At 40.4% G+C, this 19,114-nt stretch carries 18 protein-coding genes and 1 tRNA gene; 6 read left to right on the top strand and 13 right to left on the bottom strand.

What is annotated here, in order from left to right; genetic code table 11:
* Positions 1 to 74 precede the first annotated feature (74 nt).
* Entirely contained in the window at positions 75 to 842 is a 768-nt protein-coding gene (locus ACP14Y_RS06180; protein WP_424962093.1) for a hypothetical protein, read from the top strand.
* Here ACP14Y_RS06180 and ACP14Y_RS06175 read toward each other — a convergent pair.
* Both ACP14Y_RS06175 and rpoN read right to left on the bottom strand, forming a co-directional pair.
* Positions 839 to 1,441 carry a hypothetical protein gene (locus ACP14Y_RS06175; protein WP_424962092.1) on the bottom strand — a complete coding sequence of 201 codons (603 nt, stop codon included), beginning with the start codon at positions 1,439 to 1,441 and terminating at the stop codon, positions 839 to 841. The two genes, ACP14Y_RS06180 and ACP14Y_RS06175, sit on opposite strands and share 4 nt — an antisense overlap.
* Positions 1,442 to 1,449: 8 nt before the next feature.
* Complete coding sequence (gene rpoN / locus ACP14Y_RS06170; protein WP_424962091.1) at positions 1,450 to 2,886, bottom strand: RNA polymerase factor sigma-54; 1,437 nt, start codon at positions 2,884 to 2,886, stop codon at positions 1,450 to 1,452.
* Positions 2,887 to 3,036: 150 nt separating this feature from the next.
* Here rpoN and asnS point away from each other — a divergent pair, with 150 nt between their 5' ends.
* Genes asnS through ACP14Y_RS06150 form a run of 4 tightly spaced genes read left to right on the top strand, consistent with a single transcriptional unit; the run spans position 3,037 to position 6,038 of the window.
* Positions 3,037 to 4,491, top strand: coding sequence for an asparagine--tRNA ligase (gene asnS, locus ACP14Y_RS06165; RefSeq protein WP_424962090.1), 1,455 nt, complete (start codon positions 3,037 to 3,039; stop codon positions 4,489 to 4,491).
* A gap of 55 nt (positions 4,492 to 4,546) precedes the next feature.
* Complete coding sequence (locus ACP14Y_RS06160) at positions 4,547 to 5,365, top strand: sterol desaturase family protein (protein ID WP_424962089.1); 819 nt, start codon at positions 4,547 to 4,549, stop codon at positions 5,363 to 5,365.
* 35 nt (positions 5,366 to 5,400) lie between these two features.
* A complete protein-coding gene (locus tag ACP14Y_RS06155) occupies positions 5,401 to 5,634 on the top strand; it encodes a ribbon-helix-helix protein, CopG family (protein WP_424962088.1) in 234 nt (77 codons plus the stop codon).
* Positions 5,634 to 6,038, top strand: coding sequence for a type II toxin-antitoxin system VapC family toxin (locus ACP14Y_RS06150; RefSeq protein WP_424962087.1), 405 nt, complete (start codon positions 5,634 to 5,636; stop codon positions 6,036 to 6,038). The genes ACP14Y_RS06155 and ACP14Y_RS06150 overlap by 1 nt, the downstream gene beginning before the upstream one ends.
* A 7-nt stretch (positions 6,039 to 6,045) precedes the next feature.
* Here the strand turns inward: ACP14Y_RS06150 and ACP14Y_RS06145 are convergent, their stop codons facing one another.
* The 11 genes from ACP14Y_RS06145 to hflX all read right to left on the bottom strand — a co-directional run bounded on the left by ACP14Y_RS06145 (position 6,046) and on the right by hflX (position 17,885).
* Complete coding sequence (locus tag ACP14Y_RS06145) at positions 6,046 to 8,700, bottom strand: ABC transporter permease (RefSeq protein WP_424962086.1); 2,655 nt, start codon at positions 8,698 to 8,700, stop codon at positions 6,046 to 6,048.
* Positions 8,687 to 9,019 (bottom strand): PadR family transcriptional regulator, encoded by a 333-nt coding sequence (locus ACP14Y_RS06140; protein WP_424962085.1) that lies wholly within the window; start codon positions 9,017 to 9,019, stop codon positions 8,687 to 8,689. Before ACP14Y_RS06140 ends, ACP14Y_RS06145 begins: the two co-directional genes overlap by 14 nt.
* Before the next feature lie 110 nt (positions 9,020 to 9,129).
* Positions 9,130 to 9,729: a porin family protein gene (locus ACP14Y_RS06135; RefSeq protein WP_349563594.1), complete on the bottom strand. Its 600-nt coding sequence runs from the start codon at positions 9,727 to 9,729 to the stop codon at positions 9,130 to 9,132.
* 85 nt (positions 9,730 to 9,814) lie between these two features.
* Positions 9,815 to 10,720, bottom strand: a complete 906-nt coding sequence (locus ACP14Y_RS06130; protein ID WP_424962084.1) for a hypothetical protein — start codon at positions 10,718 to 10,720, stop codon at positions 9,815 to 9,817.
* A gap of 14 nt (positions 10,721 to 10,734) precedes the next feature.
* Positions 10,735 to 10,899 (bottom strand): hypothetical protein, encoded by a 165-nt coding sequence (locus ACP14Y_RS06125; protein ID WP_424962083.1) that lies wholly within the window; start codon positions 10,897 to 10,899, stop codon positions 10,735 to 10,737.
* A 10-nt stretch (positions 10,900 to 10,909) separates the two neighbouring features.
* Positions 10,910 to 11,413 (bottom strand): hypothetical protein, encoded by a 504-nt coding sequence (locus tag ACP14Y_RS06120; RefSeq protein WP_424962082.1) that lies wholly within the window; start codon positions 11,411 to 11,413, stop codon positions 10,910 to 10,912.
* 125 nt (positions 11,414 to 11,538) lie between these two features.
* Positions 11,539 to 12,897: a sigma-54-dependent transcriptional regulator gene (locus tag ACP14Y_RS06115; RefSeq protein WP_424962081.1), complete on the bottom strand. Its 1,359-nt coding sequence runs from the start codon at positions 12,895 to 12,897 to the stop codon at positions 11,539 to 11,541.
* Complete coding sequence (locus ACP14Y_RS06110; protein ID WP_424962080.1) at positions 12,898 to 15,282, bottom strand: ATP-binding protein; 2,385 nt, start codon at positions 15,280 to 15,282, stop codon at positions 12,898 to 12,900. It abuts the gene before it with no gap.
* A gap of 76 nt (positions 15,283 to 15,358) precedes the next feature.
* A complete protein-coding gene (locus tag ACP14Y_RS06105) occupies positions 15,359 to 16,300 on the bottom strand; it encodes a DUF4382 domain-containing protein (RefSeq protein WP_424962079.1) in 942 nt (313 codons plus the stop codon).
* A gap of 315 nt (positions 16,301 to 16,615) precedes the next feature.
* Positions 16,616 to 16,687 (bottom strand) — tRNA-Arg (locus ACP14Y_RS06100).
* A 73-nt stretch (positions 16,688 to 16,760) separates the two neighbouring features.
* Entirely contained in the window at positions 16,761 to 17,885 is a 1,125-nt protein-coding gene (hflX, locus tag ACP14Y_RS06095) for a GTPase HflX (RefSeq protein WP_424962078.1), read from the bottom strand.
* Positions 17,886 to 17,950: 65 nt separating this feature from the next.
* On the opposite strand from hflX, the gene ACP14Y_RS06090 reads away from it, so the two are divergent.
* The gene (locus ACP14Y_RS06090) at positions 17,951 to 19,060 is read left to right on the top strand and encodes a glycosyltransferase family 4 protein (protein WP_424962077.1); all 1,110 of its coding nucleotides are present in this window, start codon (positions 17,951 to 17,953) and stop codon (positions 19,058 to 19,060) included.
* Positions 19,061 to 19,114: the final 54 nt, after the last annotated feature.

Raw genomic sequence — 19,114 nt, 5'->3', positions numbered from 1 at the left:
TGTTATCATTTAACATTCATTAAGAACTAAAACGAAGAAAAAGCCGCTTCTTTGCAGCAAATCTTATAGCACATATGAAATATCTAGTTGGAGCACTTTTAGCACTTATTGTATTTAATGCAAGCGCACAAGAAGAGGGTGGATTGAAACGTCCGGATATACCGGGTCATCTCATGTTAGACATTGGGTTGAACTATTGGGATCAAACTGCTGGTAATCTTAACCAAAAAGGATGGCCCTCTAAGTCACTTGGTTTGTACTATACAAAGTTTAAAAAACTAGGTAATTCATTTACCATTAATTACGGGTTAGGGATGACCTGGGAAAAGATCGGATTTGAGGTGAATGTTGATGATAATCCTAGCACCTCGGATGCAGTCACTATTCAGACAGATTCTCTTGGCAATGTTTTTTTTGGCCCTCTTTTTGGAACTACTTCTAGAATTTCCTTTAAAAAATATAAAGTCGGAATTCTTTATGTGGATGCACCTTTTGAATTTAGGTGGTATCCGCGATCTACTCAAGATGGTGAAGGATTATTTATATCGTTTGGAGGTATTCTAGGATTAAAGGTGAAGTCTTTTGATAAAACAATATTTGAACTGAATGGAGAGAAATTCAAAACTAAATCAATCGGAGATTTTGGCTTAAATTCTTTCAGATATGGTGTGCAAGCCAGATTAGGATTCAACGGCATACATGTTTTTTATAAGCAATACTTCTCTGATGTGTTTAGTGATCCAATCCTAGTTGTTGATTCAATAGACTCTGATGGAACTTTAAATGGGAGCCCAATAAGTCCTACCATGACCACTATCGGTATCAACATAACAGGATTCTAAAGAAAAATAAGGATGGTCAGGAAGCTGTATGCAAATCCAAGTATAACTCCTGCCCACACTTCTTTTGGTTGATGGTAGCCGAGGTAGAGCCGACTCGAGCTGGTCAAACCTGCCGCGATGATCAAACCAAAATAATACCATCCTATATTCACAGCCATTGTTACCATTAAGGCGCTAACGAATCCCACCCCACTCCATGTCGCAGCAGCATGAATGCTGATTTTGAACCAAATGGTAATGATTAGTAACCCCAGAATTAAGACAGTTACACCAATCATGACTGTCATGAAGACCGGCCCCATTTCGAGTTTATCAGCAAAAAGATAGGAGGAGGCTGCATAATAGAATGCAATGAAAATAAACGGCCTCATTCTCTCGTTTCTTTTAGTTAGCTCTAGATTCGAAATGTACGCAAATGACCTCAATAGGAAGATACTTAATGCCGGCATGAGGCATGTCGTTATAAAAACGACCAGCACAAATTCTGGAATTACCTGGGGCATTACCCTTGGGAATAGTTCGGGTGCTTTGATGAACAACATGGCACTGAGATAGGTTGCCATCAAAAGTGGGTGGAAAACCACCGAGATTATCTTCATCAAAATTTTCAAAGTTCTTTTCTGAGGCGTGCCACAGGTATGTTTAGCTGCTCCCTATATTTTGCTACCGTACGTCGGGCGATATTGTATCCGCATTCTTTTAGTGCTTTTTCCAGTTTTTCATCAGAGAGTGGCTTGGATTTATCCTCATCATCGATAAATGATTTGAGCTTGTTTTTCACTTCACGGCTACTTACATCTTCACCGGATTCAGTAGAGATGCCTTCAGAGAAGAAATATTTAAGAGGAAAGACTCCAAACTCTGTCTGAACCGATTTGCTACTCGCAACCCGGGAAACCGTCGATATATCCATGTTAATTCGCTCAGCAATATCTTTTAGAATCATCGGCTTGAGCTTGCTTTCATCTCCCTCCAGAAAATATTCGTATTGGAAGTCAACAATAGCCTGCATGGTATTCAGTAAAGTTTGTTGTCTTTGACGGATAGCGTCTATAAACCACTTCGCAGAGTCCAGCTTTTGCTTGATGAAAGAAACGGTCTCTTTCAGTTTCTTATCCTTTTTGTCACTCTTATCATATGCTTGCAGCATTTCTGAATATGACCGACTCACTTTCAACTGAGGTGCATTTCGTGAATTGAGAGATAATTCCAGCTTATCATCATTATTGACCAAAATAAAGTCTGGAATGACATACTGCGTTTTGGCCACTTCATCTCCGGTACCTCCCGGTTTAGGATTGAGTTTGGTGATCAAATAAATGGCTTCCCTCAGAAGCTCTTCATTTTCAAGTCCGAGCTTCTTTGCTATTTTGTCATAGTGCTTTTTAGAAAACTCATTGAAGCAGCTTTCAATAATTCTCTTTGCTGTTTGGACGATTTCACTGTCCTCATCCTTTCTATCCAACTGGAGCGAAAGACATTCCTGTAAATTTCTGGCTCCTATACCAGCCGGGTCAAAATTTTGAATTTTATAAAGAAGACTCTCAAGTTCTTCCTCATCTGTTTCCACCCCTTGAGAAAAGGCCAGATCATTTACGATTGCCTCCAGCTCCCTTCTGATATAGCCATCGGAATCTATACTTCCAATCAACTGTCGGCCAAGAATCTCCTGGCGCTCATCCAGTTTCAGATATCCAAGCTGTGAAATCAGGTGTTCGTGCAGAGATTTTCCGACTGAAATAGGACTCTCTTTGTCTTCTTCATCAGGATTTCTACCATCGCCCTGCATTTTATATCCGGCATAGTCGTCTTGCAGGTAATCTTCAATGCCCTCGGTAGCACTCTCGTATTCATCATCATACTCGTCTGTTTGCTCCTCCGGTTCTTTCTCCTCCTTGCCTTCTTCCAAAGCAGGGTTCACTTCCAGCTCTTCTTCTACACGTGCCTCCAGCTCAGCCGTGGGCACTTGCAAAAGCTTGATAAACTGTATCTGCTGAGGAGACAGCTTCTGCTGAAGTGATTGAGTTAATGAGAGTTTTTGCATTCTTTAAGTCCTATTTGTCTACCTCCGAGCATACTCAGAGGCTTTATAGTTACTAAAGTCTTTGTTTAGAGGCAAGTCTAAAAGCATAAGACCTTAGAATGTGAGTCAAAAATATCACATTCGTTACTTTTGCCGCGCAAATATTTAATGATGGCGGACAAAATTAGAAGAACAAAAATCAGGCAAATTCTGGACGAAGGAAAATCGGAGACAGAATTATGTGTAAAAGGATGGGTGCGGACAAAGCGTGAAAGCAAGAATGTGGCTTTCGTAGCGCTCAATGATGGTTCTACCATTAATAATTTGCAATTGGTTTTAGACGTACCAAAAACAGATGAATCCACATTGAGGAAAATCACTACCGGGGCAAGTATTTCTGCTAAAGGAAAATTAGCTGAATCTCAGGGAGCTGGGCAGTCTGTTGAGTTATTGGTTGAAAACATTGAGGTATTGGGAGAGGCGCATCCGGATGAGTATCCTTTACAGCCTAAAAGGCACTCACTTGAGTTTCTCAGAGAGATTGCCCACTTGAGACCAAGGACCAACACTTTCGGGGGAGTATTCAGAGTTCGTCATCAGATGGCTTATGCGCTGCATACCTTCTTTCATGAGAAAGGATTCTTATACCTGCATACTCCGATTTTGACAGCCTCAGATGCGGAAGGTGCAGGCGAGACATTTAAAGTGACGACACTGGATCTGAACAACGTACCAAAGACAGAGGATGGACAGGTGGACTATAAGCAGGACTTTTTTGAGAAAGAGACCAATCTGACTGTATCAGGTCAGTTAGAAGGAGAGCTAGCTGCGTTGGCAGTTTCTGAGATATATACATTCGGGCCTACTTTCCGAGCGGAAAACAGTAATACCACCCGTCACCTGGCGGAGTTTTGGATGGTGGAGCCGGAGATGGCTTTCTATGACCTGGATGACAGCATGGATCTGGCCGAAGAGATGCTGAAATACATGGTGAAACATGCGTTGGAAAATTGTAAGGATGATCTGGCCTTTCTTAACAAGCGACTGCAAGACGAGGAAAAACAAAAGCCGCAGAATCAGCGCAGCGAAATGTCTTTATTGGAAAGACTTGAGTTTGTAGCAGAAAATGATTTTGAAAGAGTCTCTTATACAGATGCGATTGAAATACTTAAGCGATCAAAGCCAAACCAAAAGAAGAAATTTCAATTTCTCATTGAAGAATGGGGTGCAGATCTTCAGTCTGAACACGAGCGCTTTTTGGTGGAGAAACACTTTAAAAAGCCGGTGATTCTTTATAACTATCCAAAAGATATCAAGGCCTTTTACATGCGTCAGAATGATGATGGAAAAACCGTAGCAGCCATGGATGTGCTATTCCCTGGCATTGGCGAAATAGTAGGAGGGTCTCAGCGAGAGGAGCGAGGGGCTAAACTGGAGGAGCGAATGCAGGAAATGGATATTCCTAAGGAAGAGCTTTCTTGGTACCTGGACACTCGTAAGTTTGGAACGGTTCCTCACAGTGGATATGGACTTGGGTTTGAGCGCATGATCCAGTTTGTGACAGGGATGGGCAACATTCGAGATGTGATTCCATTCCCACGTACTCCGGGCAACTGCGAATTTTAGAACAAACAATTTATTGCTGCTGTTGTATATTCGTTATCGGATTAAGCAGTAAGTGATGGAGAATTTTTTAAACTATTTTGCTGAGCTAACAACCATCCAGAAAATTATTTGGGTTGGTATCTGCCTGGCATTCTTTTTTATTCTGGAGAATTTCATTCCTCTTGTGAAGCATGACTATAAGCGTCTGCGACACGATGGGGTGAATATGTTTTTCTTCGTTTTTCTGATGATCATTAATGTGATCTATGGAATAGCGCTAGTTGGGGCTACAAAATGGACGTCACAGGCAGAATTTGGAGTTCTAAACTGGTTTCAGATGCCCGTTTGGCTAGGACTGTTGATTTCGTTTGTTGCTTTGGATTTGGTTTCTCAATATTTTGCTCACTTTCTGCTGCATCGTGTAAAATGGATGTGGAAGCTTCACTTGGTGCACCACAGTGATACGAAAGTAGATTTAACGACTGGCGTACGACAGCATCCCATTGAGTTTGTATTAAGGGAGGCATTGGCACTTGCTACGTTTATATTATTTGGCATGCCGGTAGCTTACTACCTGTTTTACAGAATCATCACGATCTTCTTTACTTACTGGACACACGCAAATATCAGCTTGCCGAAATGGTTAGATAAGGCCTTGAGTTACATCATTATTACTCCAAACACACATAAATTCCATCATCATTTTGAACGTCCATGGACGGATACCAATTTCGGTAATGTGCTCTCAATCTGGGATCGAATGTTTGGGACATTCACCTATGATGATCCATCCAAAATCAAATACGGCCTGGATGTGACTGACCCCAGCAAAGATGAAGATATCAAGTATCAGCTTGGATTGCCATTCAATAAGTCCATTAAAACGGATTACTAGTTATATATTATATTACAACATAATATATTTGTGGTATGAATTTGTCCATTTACTTACCGAATAAGTTAAAAGAGCAATTCGAAGCGTACGTTCAAAGCAAAGGAATTTCCAGGAGTGCCGCTTTTAGAAAAGCTATTGAACTTCTTTTAAAGCAAGATAAGAAGACCTCCTGGGGAAGTTGGATGGATAAATTCGAAGGAGATGGTACCATTGAACCGTTTGAAAAATCCAGAGGTGACCTAAAAGCTCCAAATCAAGATATTTTTTGATGAGCTATCTTTTGGATACATGTGTCGTCAGTGACTTTGTAAAAGGTGATAATGCTACATTAGAAAAATTAAGGTCTGTTTCTCCAATTCAAGTAAAAATATCTTCAGTAACTGCTTATGAGCTATTCTATGGATTGTCTAAGAATGCAACTCTTAAGAAAGGTATCAAAGAGGCAGTATTAGGGTTTATAAATGATGTGGAGATTCTTCCATTCAGAATCGAGGAATCTCAGATCGCAGCGAAAATTCGAGCGAATCTTGAGCGAGAAGGAAATCCAATAGGGCCGTATGATGTTTTAATTGCTTCCACGGCATTGGAAAATAAGTTAACGCTGGTAACATCTAATGTCAGCGAATTTCAAAGAATTCCATTGTTAAAAATGGAAAACTGGAGAGAAAGCTAGCCTTCTCTCACTCATACTTTAATGTCTCCACCGGATTAATAGCTGAAGCCTTCATCGCATGATAAGCAATGGTTGCTATTGAGATAATAAAAGTAACCAAGCCAGCAAGAATGAATGGCCAAAAAGCAATGTTTACCCTAAATGCAAATCCATTGAGCCACTCATTTACCAAATAGTAGGATAGAGGGATCGCAATCACGAATGCAATGCCAATCAAAAGCATAAACTCCTTGGATAATAGCATGAGAATTTGAGAGGTATTAATGCCGAGCACTTTCCTCACACCAATCTCTTTGGTTCGCTGCTCTACACTGAAAGTGGCTAACCCGAAAAGTCCAAGACAAGCTACCAGAATGGCTAGCACTGAAAAGATCAAAGTAACACTACTTAGTTTTTGCTCAGATTTGTAAGAATCATTGAGTGTGTCATCCAAAAAGAAAAAGTCAAACGGGCGCTCCGGTAGTACAGAGACCCATGCATTTTCTAAATCTGAAATGGCAGCTTGCATTTGCTTACCTTCAATTTTTACTGCTACGTATTTAATGAAGAGATTAAATGCCCTGGGGTGGGTATTTAACGTGATAACAAGTGGGGCAATCGGGTGGTGTTTGGAAGCAAAGTTGTAGTCTTCCACTACACCCACTATTTGGCCTTTGAGTTCACCTCTAAAGTTGAATCGTTTGCCAACAGCTGCTTCAGCACTTTCCCATCCCATGCTTTTGACCAGTGTTTCATTCACAATCAAAGCGAGTGAGTCATCAGTCTGAATTGCTTCATCATATGCTCTGCCTGCTGCCAGGGGGATATTCATCGTCTCAACGAAATCATGTCTTACATTGAATCTTGGAAAGGGTTTCGATTTGTCCATGCCCTCAAACGTATAGTTACCCACCTGGAATTTCGCACCTACTATTTCTTCCACTGCGGTCATGGATTTAATATGAGGGCTCTGTAAGGCAGCAGTTTTGAAATTTTCATAATGATTTCCCATGGGTGACTGGATCACAGGTACCATTACAATATTTTCATCATCAAAACCGGCATCCTTGTTCTGTAGGAAGTTCAGTTGACTCAGGACAATCAGCGTACCGATAATTAGCATGATTGAGATGGCAAATTGTGTTGTAACAAGTAACCTTCTGAAGTTTAGCCCACTGGTTTTCAAGTGATTATTTTTCAAGACAGATACGGTCTTGAAAGATGAAAGGACAAATGCGGGATAAAACCCGGATAATAGACCAATGCTCAGTCCGGCTCCTATTAAACCAAAAAGAAATATAGGCTCCAGTAAAATAGCTAGCGAAACGGTTTTCTCTGTCAACTGATTAAAGCCCGGCAGCACCAATGCAACAATGGCAACTGCTACTAAAAGTGAGAAAAATGTAAGAAGTACTGATTCGAATATGAATTGATTGATCAGCTGTGATTTCGCACTTCCAAGTGATTTTCTGACTCCCACTTCCTTCGCTCTTTTATTAGCTCTGGCTGTACTGAGGTTGATGAAATTAATGGATGCAATGATTAAGACAATTATTGCGACTAGCCCGAAAATATAGACGTTTTTGATATCGCTATTTGCGGTGATTTCATAGTCTAGTTTGCTGTGGAGATGGATGTCTTCCAATGGTTGAAGCTCAAGCGTGATGTCATCCTTCACAAAATCTGGGAAGTATTTCTGGACGAAATCCGGGAACTGGTCCAGCAGATCTGACGGAGCGGTATTTTCTTCGAGCACGATGTATGTCCAGCAAGGGTTCCAATACCAAGTAGTTGGATAACCGCCCCCAAATGAACTCTTAAGACTTGAAAAGGATACGATGAAGTCAAATTTAAAATGAGCGTTGGTAGGGGTATCCTCAAGCACTCCGGTTACTTGCAGGTTTTGATTTCCCTGAAATTCCAAAACCTTGCCCATTGGATCTTGATCCTCAAAGTATTTTTTTACCATCGAGCGTGTAATCAGGATAGAATTTGGTTCGTTCAGAGCTGTTTCTTTATCTCCGGTGATTAGTTCAAAATCAAAAACTTCAAAAAAGGTAGAGTCTGCAAAAAAAATGTTTGGTTCATTGAAGCCTTTATCTGCGGCTTTATTAGCCAGTGCAAGAGAAGGAGATTGAAAATTGAAAAATCGGACCGCCTGCTCTACCTGTCTACCAAAATCAAGCTTCAGAGCAGGCCCTGTAGGAAACGGCAGACTGGCCGAATGTTCACCTACACCTTCACTTTCAAATTTTTCCAATACCCGATACGTACGGTGCGATTTCGAATGGAAGGTGTCATAGCTCAATTCATCGTAGATGTAAAAGCAAATAAGCATACAGCAGGCAAGACCGATAGCCAGGCCGCTTACATTCAGAAATGAATATACTTTTTGCTTGATGAATGTCCTGTAGGTGATTTTGAGATAGTTTTTAAACATGGCAATTTGAGTTGAGTTTTGACTTCTTTTTTTGAAAGCAAATGGACGGCACAGGCCCAAAATGTCGAGGATGAAGAAAAAATCTGCTTTCCATTTCTTCATATTTTCTAGTCGCTCTTCATACAGTTCATACACATCACCACGTAAGATTTCCAGATGATCGTCGTGGCAAAACCAGCAGAGAAACCGATCCGCCCACCGAGGAGGTTGATGACGTGATTTGATGTATTCAGTTTCCTGCATAATTAATCTGTGGCAATGTATGGTATAGTGAAGACCTTAGCTCATACGACTGATCTAATGCTTTACGGCCAAAGGCGGTAATTTCATAGAATCGTTTTCTTCTCCCACCCCTTTCAGCAGTCGCTCCACCTTCGTGAGATTGTATGAATCCTTTCTTTTCTAATCGGTTTAGTGCAGAATGCAATGCCCCAATGCTGGGCTTGCGATCTGTTTTTTCCTTCAATTCATTTTTGATGGAAATACTATAAGCATTTTGATGAAGTGACCCCACCACGAGTAGGACAAGCTCTTCAAATTCTCCTAGCTGTGTATGTTTCATGTGGTGATAATACGCAACAGAATTAAATTAGTTTCCTAATTGTATAACATATAAAAAAATAGAAGCCTGTCCCAAAGGACAGGCTTCTAAGATGAGGAATAAGACTATTCTTAAAAGTCCAGTGCTATATATAGCTGTAATACAGAGTTTTTGGCGTTATCAACTGCCTCACCTGCGAATGATCCGGACTTACCAATTTCTCTAAGTCCGTAATTGTACCTTAATCCCACCTGACTGGCATCAAAATCAACGCCTACTCCACCAGCCAAACCATAATCGAAGGTGTGAAAGTCATCTCTGTCTAGTTGTGCGACCTGGTTAATATCACCGTCAGAATCCACGTCTTTAATATTTGCACCAACCAGAATTGCCGCATAAGGTCCCACGTGTAGATTGAGTTTGCCCACATGTCCTACGAAAAGAACAGGCAGTTCTAGATAATTTAGATTGTATCTGTATTTCCCACTCCCCAAGGCTCCATCATACACAATTTCTGCCCCTTTGTTAGAGTAGTTTAGCTCGGCCTGGAATGCACCGTTTGCTGCTTGGTGCCAGATACCCAGATTAAGACCGATTTTCATGTTTTCATCACTCACATCGTCTACATAAAGATTGGAAAAGTTTGCTCCACCTTTGATTCCACTACGTTGTGCCATCAATAGACCGGATGCAAGAAAAAATATGCTTAGTAATATGCTTCGAGTTTTCATAGTATTTATAATTAAGATTTAAGAAAAATTTAATTAAGGGCCCGCAGGATGCGGACCCTTGAGTCACCACAACCCATAACTGATCCTAGCTTTTGACAGCTACAACCAGGTATTTTGAAATCTCCCAGAACTTGTCCGGGTTTTTGATGTCTATATACTTTACTACGTCACCTTCTTTTACTATCTCATAAGATTCAGAAGGATGTTCCGTAATCAAGTCTACTTTTTCAGCATCTACTATCAACCGATTAGTAGTTCGTATGTCAATTTCACTGAATTTATCTTTAGAGGCATCAGGATCCAATTCATTGGTTTTACCAAACCATAGGAATCCACCTTCTTTAGAGACAAGTCCATCTTCTACAAGTGACTTTTCCGTACCAATTGCGAAGAAAGCCTTGTTTAGCTTTTCTTGCTGCATGTTGATTTTAGCCATTTGAGTATCCAGTGTTTGCTCTTGTGTCTCTACCCTATACTCCAGTGATCTGATATCTGCAGTCATTTCAGCTATCTCTACATCTTTCTCCTTCAGCTCCTCTCTTAATGAGGCAATAGACTGCTTCCGATCTTCCAACTCTCTGGAAAGCTGATTAACACGATTTTTGAATGAGCTCAGGTTGATATTTGCATTGTCAAGCTTAGCTACTAATCGAGCTACCGTTTCGTTGGTTTGAACGATTAAGCTATCAATCATGCTCATGTCCTCCACCATCTGCTTTTTATCAGCTGTAGTGAAATCGTTACTGTTGCTTACATCAGATAGCAGGTTTTCACGCTTCTTGATCTTTTCAATCTTATTTTCTACACCGTACATAATGTCGATGATTTCATTGTAAGCAGAGTCACGCTTTTGCAGTTCTTCTTCCAATTGTACCGACTGAACGGTCAATTCCTTTTTCTCCTCTTGCATGGTAATGAATACCGCTGCAAGGCCCACGGTGATGATTAGTCCAATCACCACAGCAAGTATGTTTTTGTTTTGTGTCTTCATAACGATCTATATTTTTAAATTTTTACTTGGTTTAAAATTGATTTTATCCACCTCTTAAGTTTTTCAAATCGGAAAATGACCGGCACCTTTTCCTGGTAATCATCACCATAGGTGCTTATGTGAGCGATGCTACACACGGTGATTCCTAGGAGGATATATGCAAGTGCTACTAGTTCCATAATCATTTGATTAAAAGGTTACTTTAATTCCTAATCCAGGGTCCAATGCGATGAACGCATCACCATCGGTTGCCACTTCAAAAAATGGTTTAAAGTCGAGACTCATTGCAATAGGCACTTCCTGAATCTTGTATTCGATCCCGAAGATTCCGTCTATTCCAAATCCAACTTCCGAAGTTTCTCTTCGATACAAACCATCATTATTAACTACATCAGATTGAGTGGCTACATGGCCTCCAATCCCGTAGTACCAGTTTAATCCCGGCTCAGAAAATGCCGGAGCATACCTTTCAACTAATAGAGTGGCTGAAAAGGCATTGGGGTAAAAACCAACAATTCCTTCCAGTGCTTTATTAGCTCCCGTAAAATGTTTGATTGTCAATCCTGAGGTCCCAAGTCCCCGTACTCCTACTGCCGTTTTATATGAGGTTCCCGTTTTGAGTTGTTGCCCCACAACTGGTGTTGTAAGTAGAACACAAAGAATCAGAATTGGTATAAGTCTTATGAATCTCATAGTCATTTCTCAATTTTGTTTGACTATAAGTATTCAATCGATATGCCTTAAATATAATTATCTATAAATCAGATAGTTACAAATTAATATGGTCTGAGATTTTTCTCGATTTGAGAAAATGTATCTTACTGAGAGGATTCTTTTTCCTCTTTTAGTAGCCGGTAAATGGTGGATTGACCAATATCCAGCTTATCTGCAACCATCTTGATGTCATCGTTATACTTCTTGAGATAAGAATGAATGATTCGCATTTGGTATTCACGCATGCTCATTTCCTCTGTCAAAATATCAGAGAGTACATCCTTTTGAGCGAAGGTGATGTCATCCGGAAGTATCTCGGTACCATCTGCCATCACCATAGCCAGTTCTACAATAGACTTCAATTCTCGGATGTTTCCCGGGAAAGGATAATTCATCAACTTTTGAAATGCCTCTTTACTGAAAGATTTGAGCTCCTCGTCATTTTCATGAGCAAAGGTCTCTGCAAAATGTTTCGCCAGAATAATGACATCCTTGTCTCGCTCCCTAAGTGGTGGAAGTTCTAGTGGCAGTCCGAAGAGGCGATAATAGAGGTCTTCTCTAAAGTTTCCATTTTTCACTTCTTGTTGAAGATTCCGGTGTGTTGCCACAATCACCCTACAATTTACTTTTATAGGTGATGAGCCGCCAACTCGTGTAATTTCTTTTTCCTGAAGTGCACGTAAAAGTTTAGCCTGGAGTGAGATGTCCATTTCACCAATCTCATCCAGGAAGAGTGTTCCGCCCTGTGCCTGTTCAAATTTTCCGATATGCTTACCGGTCGCTCCTGTGAATGAACCTTTCTCATGACCGAAAAGCTCACTTTCCACCAGATCTTTGGGAATAGCGCTCATATTTAGCGGCACGAAAGGTTTTGTTTTTTGCTTTCCATTGTAGTGGATAGATTTCGCCACCACTTCTTTACCTGTACCCGTTTCACCGGTGATCATGACGGTAATGTTGGTCTTAATGGCTTTATCGATGAGATTAAAAACGCGCTTTATTCCAGCACTTTGACCAATAATATTAGTAGCAAATTCATATTTTTTTTCAACCTCTTCCTGTAGTGACTCTACACGCGCTTCAAGTTTTTTGTTCTTATCGAGCTTGTTCAGCACATGAATTAGTCGATCTCTGATGTCATCTGTTTTAGTGAGGTAATCATAGGCCCCCTTTTTCAGGAGGTTAATGGCAGTTTCAATATCTTGTTGTTCAGAGATGATGATTACCTCAATGCTTGGATCATAAGCTTTGATTTTATCAAAAAGATCTGAGCCAGAATAATCTGGGAGTCTGAAATCAAGTGTAACAAGCTGTGGTTTTTCTTTAAGCTCTTTTAGCATAGATTCACCATCAGCAAAAGCCTTCACTGAATGGTCAGGATTTAGCTCGAGTGTGTGAACAAGCAGCTTCCTGTACCAATCGTCATCTTCAACGACAAAAATTTTGAAAGACTGATCGCTCATTTATTTTCCGTTTTTCTGTAAATGTAACTGAAGCGCTTTAACAAGCTCTTTGGTTGATGTTTTAATACTTTTAAATTCTTCCTGAGGAATTGGATGGCCATCTCTGGCTCGCAGTTCATGCTTTTTCAGAAGGTTTACAACCTGCTCTGCCTTAAGGTGCCTTGCTGGTGCAATGATCTTGTGTAGTACCTCTGCAGCATTTTCCCAATCTTCCTCGTCTACACTTTTGTCAAGAACCCGCAAGTTTTCTTTGGTGCTGGAGATAAAGGTTTCAATCATATCTTTTACGAAGACCTCATCTCCCATTTTTGAGAGTCCGTCCAGACTGAAAACTGTATTTTCTGATGCCATTTCTTCAAATTTAGTATTGGATGGTTGGTTTTCCTTCATTAGCGCAAGGAGTTCGTCAGTGTCAAACGGTTTTCTTAGCACGCGATTAATGCCTGCACTGAGGGCTTGCTTCATGTCACTATCAGAGACGGTAGCCGTCAGACCAATGATCGGTGTTTCCGCATTCTTTTTGTTTTCCTTCCTGATTTTTTCTGCGACTACAGGACCATCCATTTCAGGCATACGAAAATCCATCAAAACAACATCATATTCGACTTTGCTCAGAAGATCATAAGCCTGTTTACCATCTTCAGCAATGTCATAGGTGATGTTGTGCTCTTTTAGGATGGCTTCCAGAAGCTTTCTGTTAAACTCCTCATCGTCGGCAATAAGAATGTGCATGTTTTGCAGTTTCGTGTCAGTCTTTTGCACAACAGTGCTTTCCATTTCGCTATCAGCCAGCATGTAGGGAAGCGAAACGGTGAACGTACTTCCTTTTCCTACGGTACTATCAACTTTGATTTTACCACGATGTATGGTTACAAGCTTTTTAGTGATTGAAAGTCCAAGTCCAGTGCCCTTGCGCTTATCCTCACGGTTCACCTGCTCAAATTCATTAAAGATGTGCTTTTTTCGATTTGATGGAATACCTATGCCAGTATCCATAATCTCGAAAGAAAGCTGTATCCCTTTTTTTGATTCTTTTTCTTTTTTGACTGTCACATATACGCCTCCCTTTTCAGTAAACTTGATACTATTGAAAATGAGGTTTAACAGGATTTGTCTAAGTCGATAAGGATCGCCAACAACTACATCAGGGAGATCTTCGGTTTCATATTCTAGTCTCAAGCCCTTTTCTTCAGCCTTATCTTCTAGCAGTTTAATTGTATCAATTACCAGATCAGCAGGACTAAATGCTTTTTGTTCCAGCTTGATTCTTCCACTTTGAAGCTTTGAGAAATCAAGCACATCGTTAAGGATGTGTGTAAGGTGCTCAGTAGATTTATTGATTATTTGAAGCTGCTCCTCCTGCTCTTTATTGAGTTCGCTTTTAAGAAGAAGCTTCGCAAACCCACCAATTGCGTTCATGGGAGTACGTATTTCATGACTCATATTAGCCAGAAATTGTTCTTTTTCCCTTGCCAGCTTAAGTGCGTTGTTTCGAGAGGCGTTTAGTGCATCCTGATGTTTTTTTGTTCGGAGAATATATATCACCAGAACCGAAAAGGTGATCAATAGAAGAACAGGAACAACAACACTAAAGCGGGTGACATACTTATTTGTATAACTAGCTATTTCTCGTGCATTCGCTGCGTGACTCCTTATTCGATCCAATTCCCAATTTTCCATTTCATTTAGCAAAGTGGATATTTTGGCCTGGATCTCCTGATGATCTTTCTGCAGCGTGAATTCCTTCAATTTTTGATTGTAAGCTTTGCGTTGGGATTGATTCGCAATGGAGTCAAGTTGACTATTAATGATGTTTTTATACTCTACCGAGCTATAGACATCTATTGTGTCTGAAGTTATTATTTCTTCTCTTTGTCCAAAAAGGCTTTGGAGAAAGCCTCGTTTTTTTCGTAGCAGGGTATCTTCAAGAATTTCTTTTGTCTGAATGTCGTTCAATTGGAGTTTTAGGTTAGCAAAGGTTTCTTCCATGGATTCATAGTCCAGATCGGCCACTTGGGATAGCACTGTACCTTTATTTAGGATTAGATTTTGCAGTCTATCCATAGAAGCAAGAATTTTCGGATCGTCATTCTGTTCCTTTAGGGTATCAACAATTCGAATTGCTTTGGCAATGCCCTCTTGGAAGGTCTGCATGTGAATATCTTCGTTTGTGTACACATAGCGCTCCATCGCGTGCTCCACTTCCTGTAGCTCCAGATCTATGTTATTAAGCAAAAGGAGACTGACATTGGGCTCTACTTCTTTTTCTAAAGCACCAATGATTTGATTGAGGTTTTTATATGCGAAAAAACCCAGGAACGAAGCACCAATGGTAAGTACCAAAAGTGACGTACCCAGTATATAGGGGAATCGGCTTCTTTTCAAGGATGTTCTTTTGGGCAAAGGTGGAATAGTTTAGGGTAAACAAAAAAAGGGGCGCAATGCCCCTTTTCGATTATTCTTATTTCAATAGGATATTCGCTGTGATGGTAGAATTAGACTCTACACTAATCGTGTTGAAAAGCGATCCGTTGATCATAATGTCTGTAGTAACTCTTCCCTGGAACTCCAGATCTTCATCATTGTCTGTGTTGGAATATGATGCTACATAAACTTCATAGTCACCCTCTTCCATAAAAGCTAGAGTATATGACCCATCTTCAGCTACAATCGCTGAGTTTACAGAACCTTCATATCTGGTTCTACCTTCAGCAGGTTCACTTTCTTCTGATGCAGAAAAGGTTCCTTTATTGTAAGCATAGACTACAAGCTGCTCACCTGAGTTCGCTTCACCTTCTACTGTACCTTTAATTTCGCCAGTAGCGTCTTCTACTACTACTCTACCATTAGATCTTAGTTTGAAAGCAGTCTCTGAAGAACTTTGAGCTTCAGTAACAATTGCTTTTCTCAAGTCAATATCTGCAACAAGATTGGTAGTACTATTAGCAGCCACATCAAATGCGCCACTAATTTGATAACCTGTGGTAGTTGCATTTTCGATGATTAGATCTTTTCTAGATCCATCTTTCATTTCTACATAAGAGTCAGATTCTCCTGACAAAATAAATCTCAAGTCAGAATATGATCCGGCTTCTAGTTCACCTTCTCCTAAGAAATATGTTTCACCATTTTGATATGCCATCAGGTTAAATTGCTTAGGCGTATTAAAAGAAGCTACAGTTCTTGACTCTCCATTAGCAGTAGCCCTAACCTCACTTACTGAGAGATTAACACTATTTACGTTTTGCGCATCTACAGCGGCATCCGTTGCAGATACTCTTGCATTACCTTTAGAATCTACCTCTGAGTCACCATCGCTACATGCGAAAAGACCTGTTAGTAATAGAATTCCTAAAAGTTTTGAAGTAATTCTTAGCTTATTCATAACGAGTAATTTTTTCATTCAACATTTATTTCGCCAATGGAATGTGCCAAGGCTGTGCCAACAGGATGAAACGGACTATTTTATGGATAAATGAGCCAGAATGAGCGATTAGTCATATGGCGTGCTTCTCAAAATGAGAAAATGTATTTTGAAATGAGAAAAGTGGCGGGGGTTAAGATGGAAAAAGATGCTTCCTCCAGGACTCGAATCGTACCGCTGCGGCGGACCGTCGGCGGCCCGCCTGGATCAAGCGTTAGGAAACTAAGAGTAGCCCTGACAGGAATCGAACCTGTATCAAAAGTTTAGGAAACTTCTATTCCCTGCCCGCCGTAGTGGCCTCTCTAGGAATCGAACCTAGATCTAGAGTTTAGGAAACTCCTATTCTATCCATTGAACTAAGAGGCCGGTATTGCCATACTAAGGCAGGCGGGTATCCATTGAACTACAGGGCCAAAAAAGAAAGTAAAAATATAAAACCTCAATAAACCTCCTGTTGCATATAGTTGGGATAGATCTTCATATGCACTTTTTTCACTTCGGAAAAGAGCAATTCTCTCAATTCCGGGATTCCTTCTTTCGATTTCGCACTTATTTGAATGGACAAGCCATTTCCATTTTTAGTAACAGGCTCCTCTACCTTATCAATTTTGTTATAAACTTTAATGGTAGTGATGTCTCCGGCTCCAATTTCAGCCAAAGTTTCATCAACCACTCGAATATGGTCTTCGTGCGAAGGGTTTGAAGCATCAATCACGTGGAGTAAAATATCCGCTTCCATTACCTCAGCTAGTGTTGATTTAAAAGACTCAATAAGGGAGTGGGGTAGTTTTCTGATAAACCCAACTGTATCTGAAAGCAGAAATGGAATGTTGTTTAATACCACTTTACGAACAGTTGAATCAACCGTCGCGAATAGTTCATCTTTTGCATAAACCTTCTCCTTACTTAGCAACTTCATTAAAGTAGATTTTCCTGCATTGGTATAGCCGACCAATGCCACGCGGGCTATACCGCTTCTGGATTTCCTTTGAGTAGTTGATTGCTTCTCTATTTTTTCGAGTTTCTTTTTCAATACGTTGATCTGATCACGGATGATCCTTCTATCCGTTTCAATCTCTTTCTCTCCTGCACCACCACGAGTACCTGTTCCACCCCTTTGTCTTTCCAGGTGAGTCCACATGCGTGTAAGTCTGGGAAGTAAGTATTGAAAGCGAGCCAGCTCTACTTGAGTTTTAGCCTGTGCAGTCTTAGCTCGCTTTAGGAAAATGTCTAGAATGAGTAAACTACGATCATAAATCTTAACCTTGAGTTCTTTTTCAAGGTTACGGAGCTGAGAAGGAGAGAGGTCGTCATCAAAAACCACTACGTCTATCTTGTCCATTTTACACATGGTTTTGATTTCTTCCAGTTTGCCCTTGCCCACGAATGTTCTGGGATCAGGGTGTTCCAGTTTCTGAGTGAACTTTCCTAAAATGTCTATTTGCAGTGTTTGGGAGAGAAACTCAAGCTCATCCATCATCTCCTGCATGCGCTCATCGGCTTCTGATTTTTCGCCCACAGCCACGAGTACGCCTCGCTCATTCTTTTTTGCAGTTTCTATCATATTTTACGCAAAGTTTGCTAAATAACCCTAGCTTACAAAAGTTTGCTATCCAAAGAGTTTACACTGTGAAGGTCGCTTTTGTTGCCAATACTTGTTGGAATATCTACAATTTTCGGAAAGGACTCGTTCATCACTTTCTTTTGAGAGGTGATGAAGTTATAGTATTGGCTCCCGAAGATGAGTATACTGAATGCATACAACATTGGGGAGTGAAATGGATAGATACACCACTTCAGGGCACTGGTGCAAATCCGGTTAAGGATTTGGGCTACTTAATGAAACTTCATTCAATCTTCAAGAAAGAAAGACCTGATGTGGCATTGTCCTTTACGATCAAGGCAAACATATACGCTTCACTTGTTGGCAAATTCTCGTCCGTGCCAGTCATCTGCAATGTGAGCGGATTAGGTACGGTTTTTTTGGTTCAGGGATTAATTGGAACAATAGCTTTGCGATTGTATAAAATCGCATTCAAATCTGCTAATTATATCTTCTTTCAGAATGAAGATGATAAGAAGTTGTTTGAAACTCATGTAAAATTGAGGAAGGAGAGAACGGGTGTTCTCCCGGGTTCCGGCATTGACCTAACCCATTTTAAGCCAACAACCATTCCTAAAAATGAAACAATACATTTCCTAATGATCTCAAGGGTAATCGTTGAGAAAGGGGTCCGGGAGTATGCTGAAGCAGCGGCTTTTTTCAAAGATGAAGATCATGTGAGATTTACATTGGTAGGGAAGTTTGATGAAAATCATTCCAGATCTGTCTCCAAAGAAGAGCTTGATCAATGGGTGTCAAAGGGTATTATTGATTATATCCCTCATTCCGATGAAATTGAAAAGTTGATCACAGAATCTCATGCAATTGTTCTGCCCTCCTATAGAGAAGGCACACCACGAACATTGCTTGAAGGCGCAGCAATGGGTAGACCTCTTTTGGCTTCCAATGTTCCCGGGTGTAGAGAGGTAGTTAAAGATGGCTTCAATGGATTTTTATTTGAGGTAAAAAATGCAAAGAGCATTGTCGATAAAGTGAAGCTATTTTTGGCACTCGATCTGGAAGAAAGGACCCAATTGGCGACTAACTCCCGTAAGTTGGTAGAGGAGGCCTTCGATGAAAACATTGTAATTGACATGTACGATCGTACAATACGTCGAATCATCAAGCCATCATAGATTATTTCTTCTATTTTTACGACATATAAACACTTATCTGTGAACCGTTTAGTA

This window comes from Ekhidna sp. (genome assembly GCF_965247405.1).
Lineage (GTDB): Bacteria > Bacteroidota > Bacteroidia > Cytophagales > Cyclobacteriaceae > Ekhidna.
Note: the sequence above shows the minus strand (reverse complement) of the source record. Positions and strands in the feature narration are given on the sequence as shown.

Coding starts and splice junctions, on each gene's coding strand:
- ACP14Y_RS06180 (WP_424962093.1), top strand. CDS start 75: ATGAAATATCTAGTTGGAGCACTTTTAGCACTTATTGTATTTAATGCA.
- ACP14Y_RS06175 (WP_424962092.1), bottom strand. CDS start 1,441: ATGAAGATAATCTCGGTGGTTTTCCACCCACTTTTGATGGCAACCTAT.
- rpoN (WP_424962091.1), bottom strand. CDS start 2,886: ATGCAAAAACTCTCATTAACTCAATCACTTCAGCAGAAGCTGTCTCCT.
- asnS (WP_424962090.1), top strand. CDS start 3,037: ATGGCGGACAAAATTAGAAGAACAAAAATCAGGCAAATTCTGGACGAA.
- ACP14Y_RS06160 (WP_424962089.1), top strand. CDS start 4,547: ATGGAGAATTTTTTAAACTATTTTGCTGAGCTAACAACCATCCAGAAA.
- ACP14Y_RS06155 (WP_424962088.1), top strand. CDS start 5,401: ATGAATTTGTCCATTTACTTACCGAATAAGTTAAAAGAGCAATTCGAA.
- ACP14Y_RS06150 (WP_424962087.1), top strand. CDS start 5,634: ATGAGCTATCTTTTGGATACATGTGTCGTCAGTGACTTTGTAAAAGGT.
- ACP14Y_RS06145 (WP_424962086.1), bottom strand. CDS start 8,700: ATGCAGGAAACTGAATACATCAAATCACGTCATCAACCTCCTCGGTGG.
- ACP14Y_RS06140 (WP_424962085.1), bottom strand. CDS start 9,019: ATGAAACATACACAGCTAGGAGAATTTGAAGAGCTTGTCCTACTCGTG.
- ACP14Y_RS06135 (WP_349563594.1), bottom strand. CDS start 9,729: ATGAAAACTCGAAGCATATTACTAAGCATATTTTTTCTTGCATCCGGT.
- ACP14Y_RS06130 (WP_424962084.1), bottom strand. CDS start 10,720: ATGAAGACACAAAACAAAAACATACTTGCTGTGGTGATTGGACTAATC.
- ACP14Y_RS06125 (WP_424962083.1), bottom strand. CDS start 10,899: ATGGAACTAGTAGCACTTGCATATATCCTCCTAGGAATCACCGTGTGT.
- ACP14Y_RS06120 (WP_424962082.1), bottom strand. CDS start 11,413: ATGAGATTCATAAGACTTATACCAATTCTGATTCTTTGTGTTCTACTT.
- ACP14Y_RS06115 (WP_424962081.1), bottom strand. CDS start 12,897: ATGAGCGATCAGTCTTTCAAAATTTTTGTCGTTGAAGATGACGATTGG.
- ACP14Y_RS06105 (WP_424962079.1), bottom strand. CDS start 16,300: ATGAAAAAATTACTCGTTATGAATAAGCTAAGAATTACTTCAAAACTT.
- hflX (WP_424962078.1), bottom strand. CDS start 17,885: ATGATAGAAACTGCAAAAAAGAATGAGCGAGGCGTACTCGTGGCTGTG.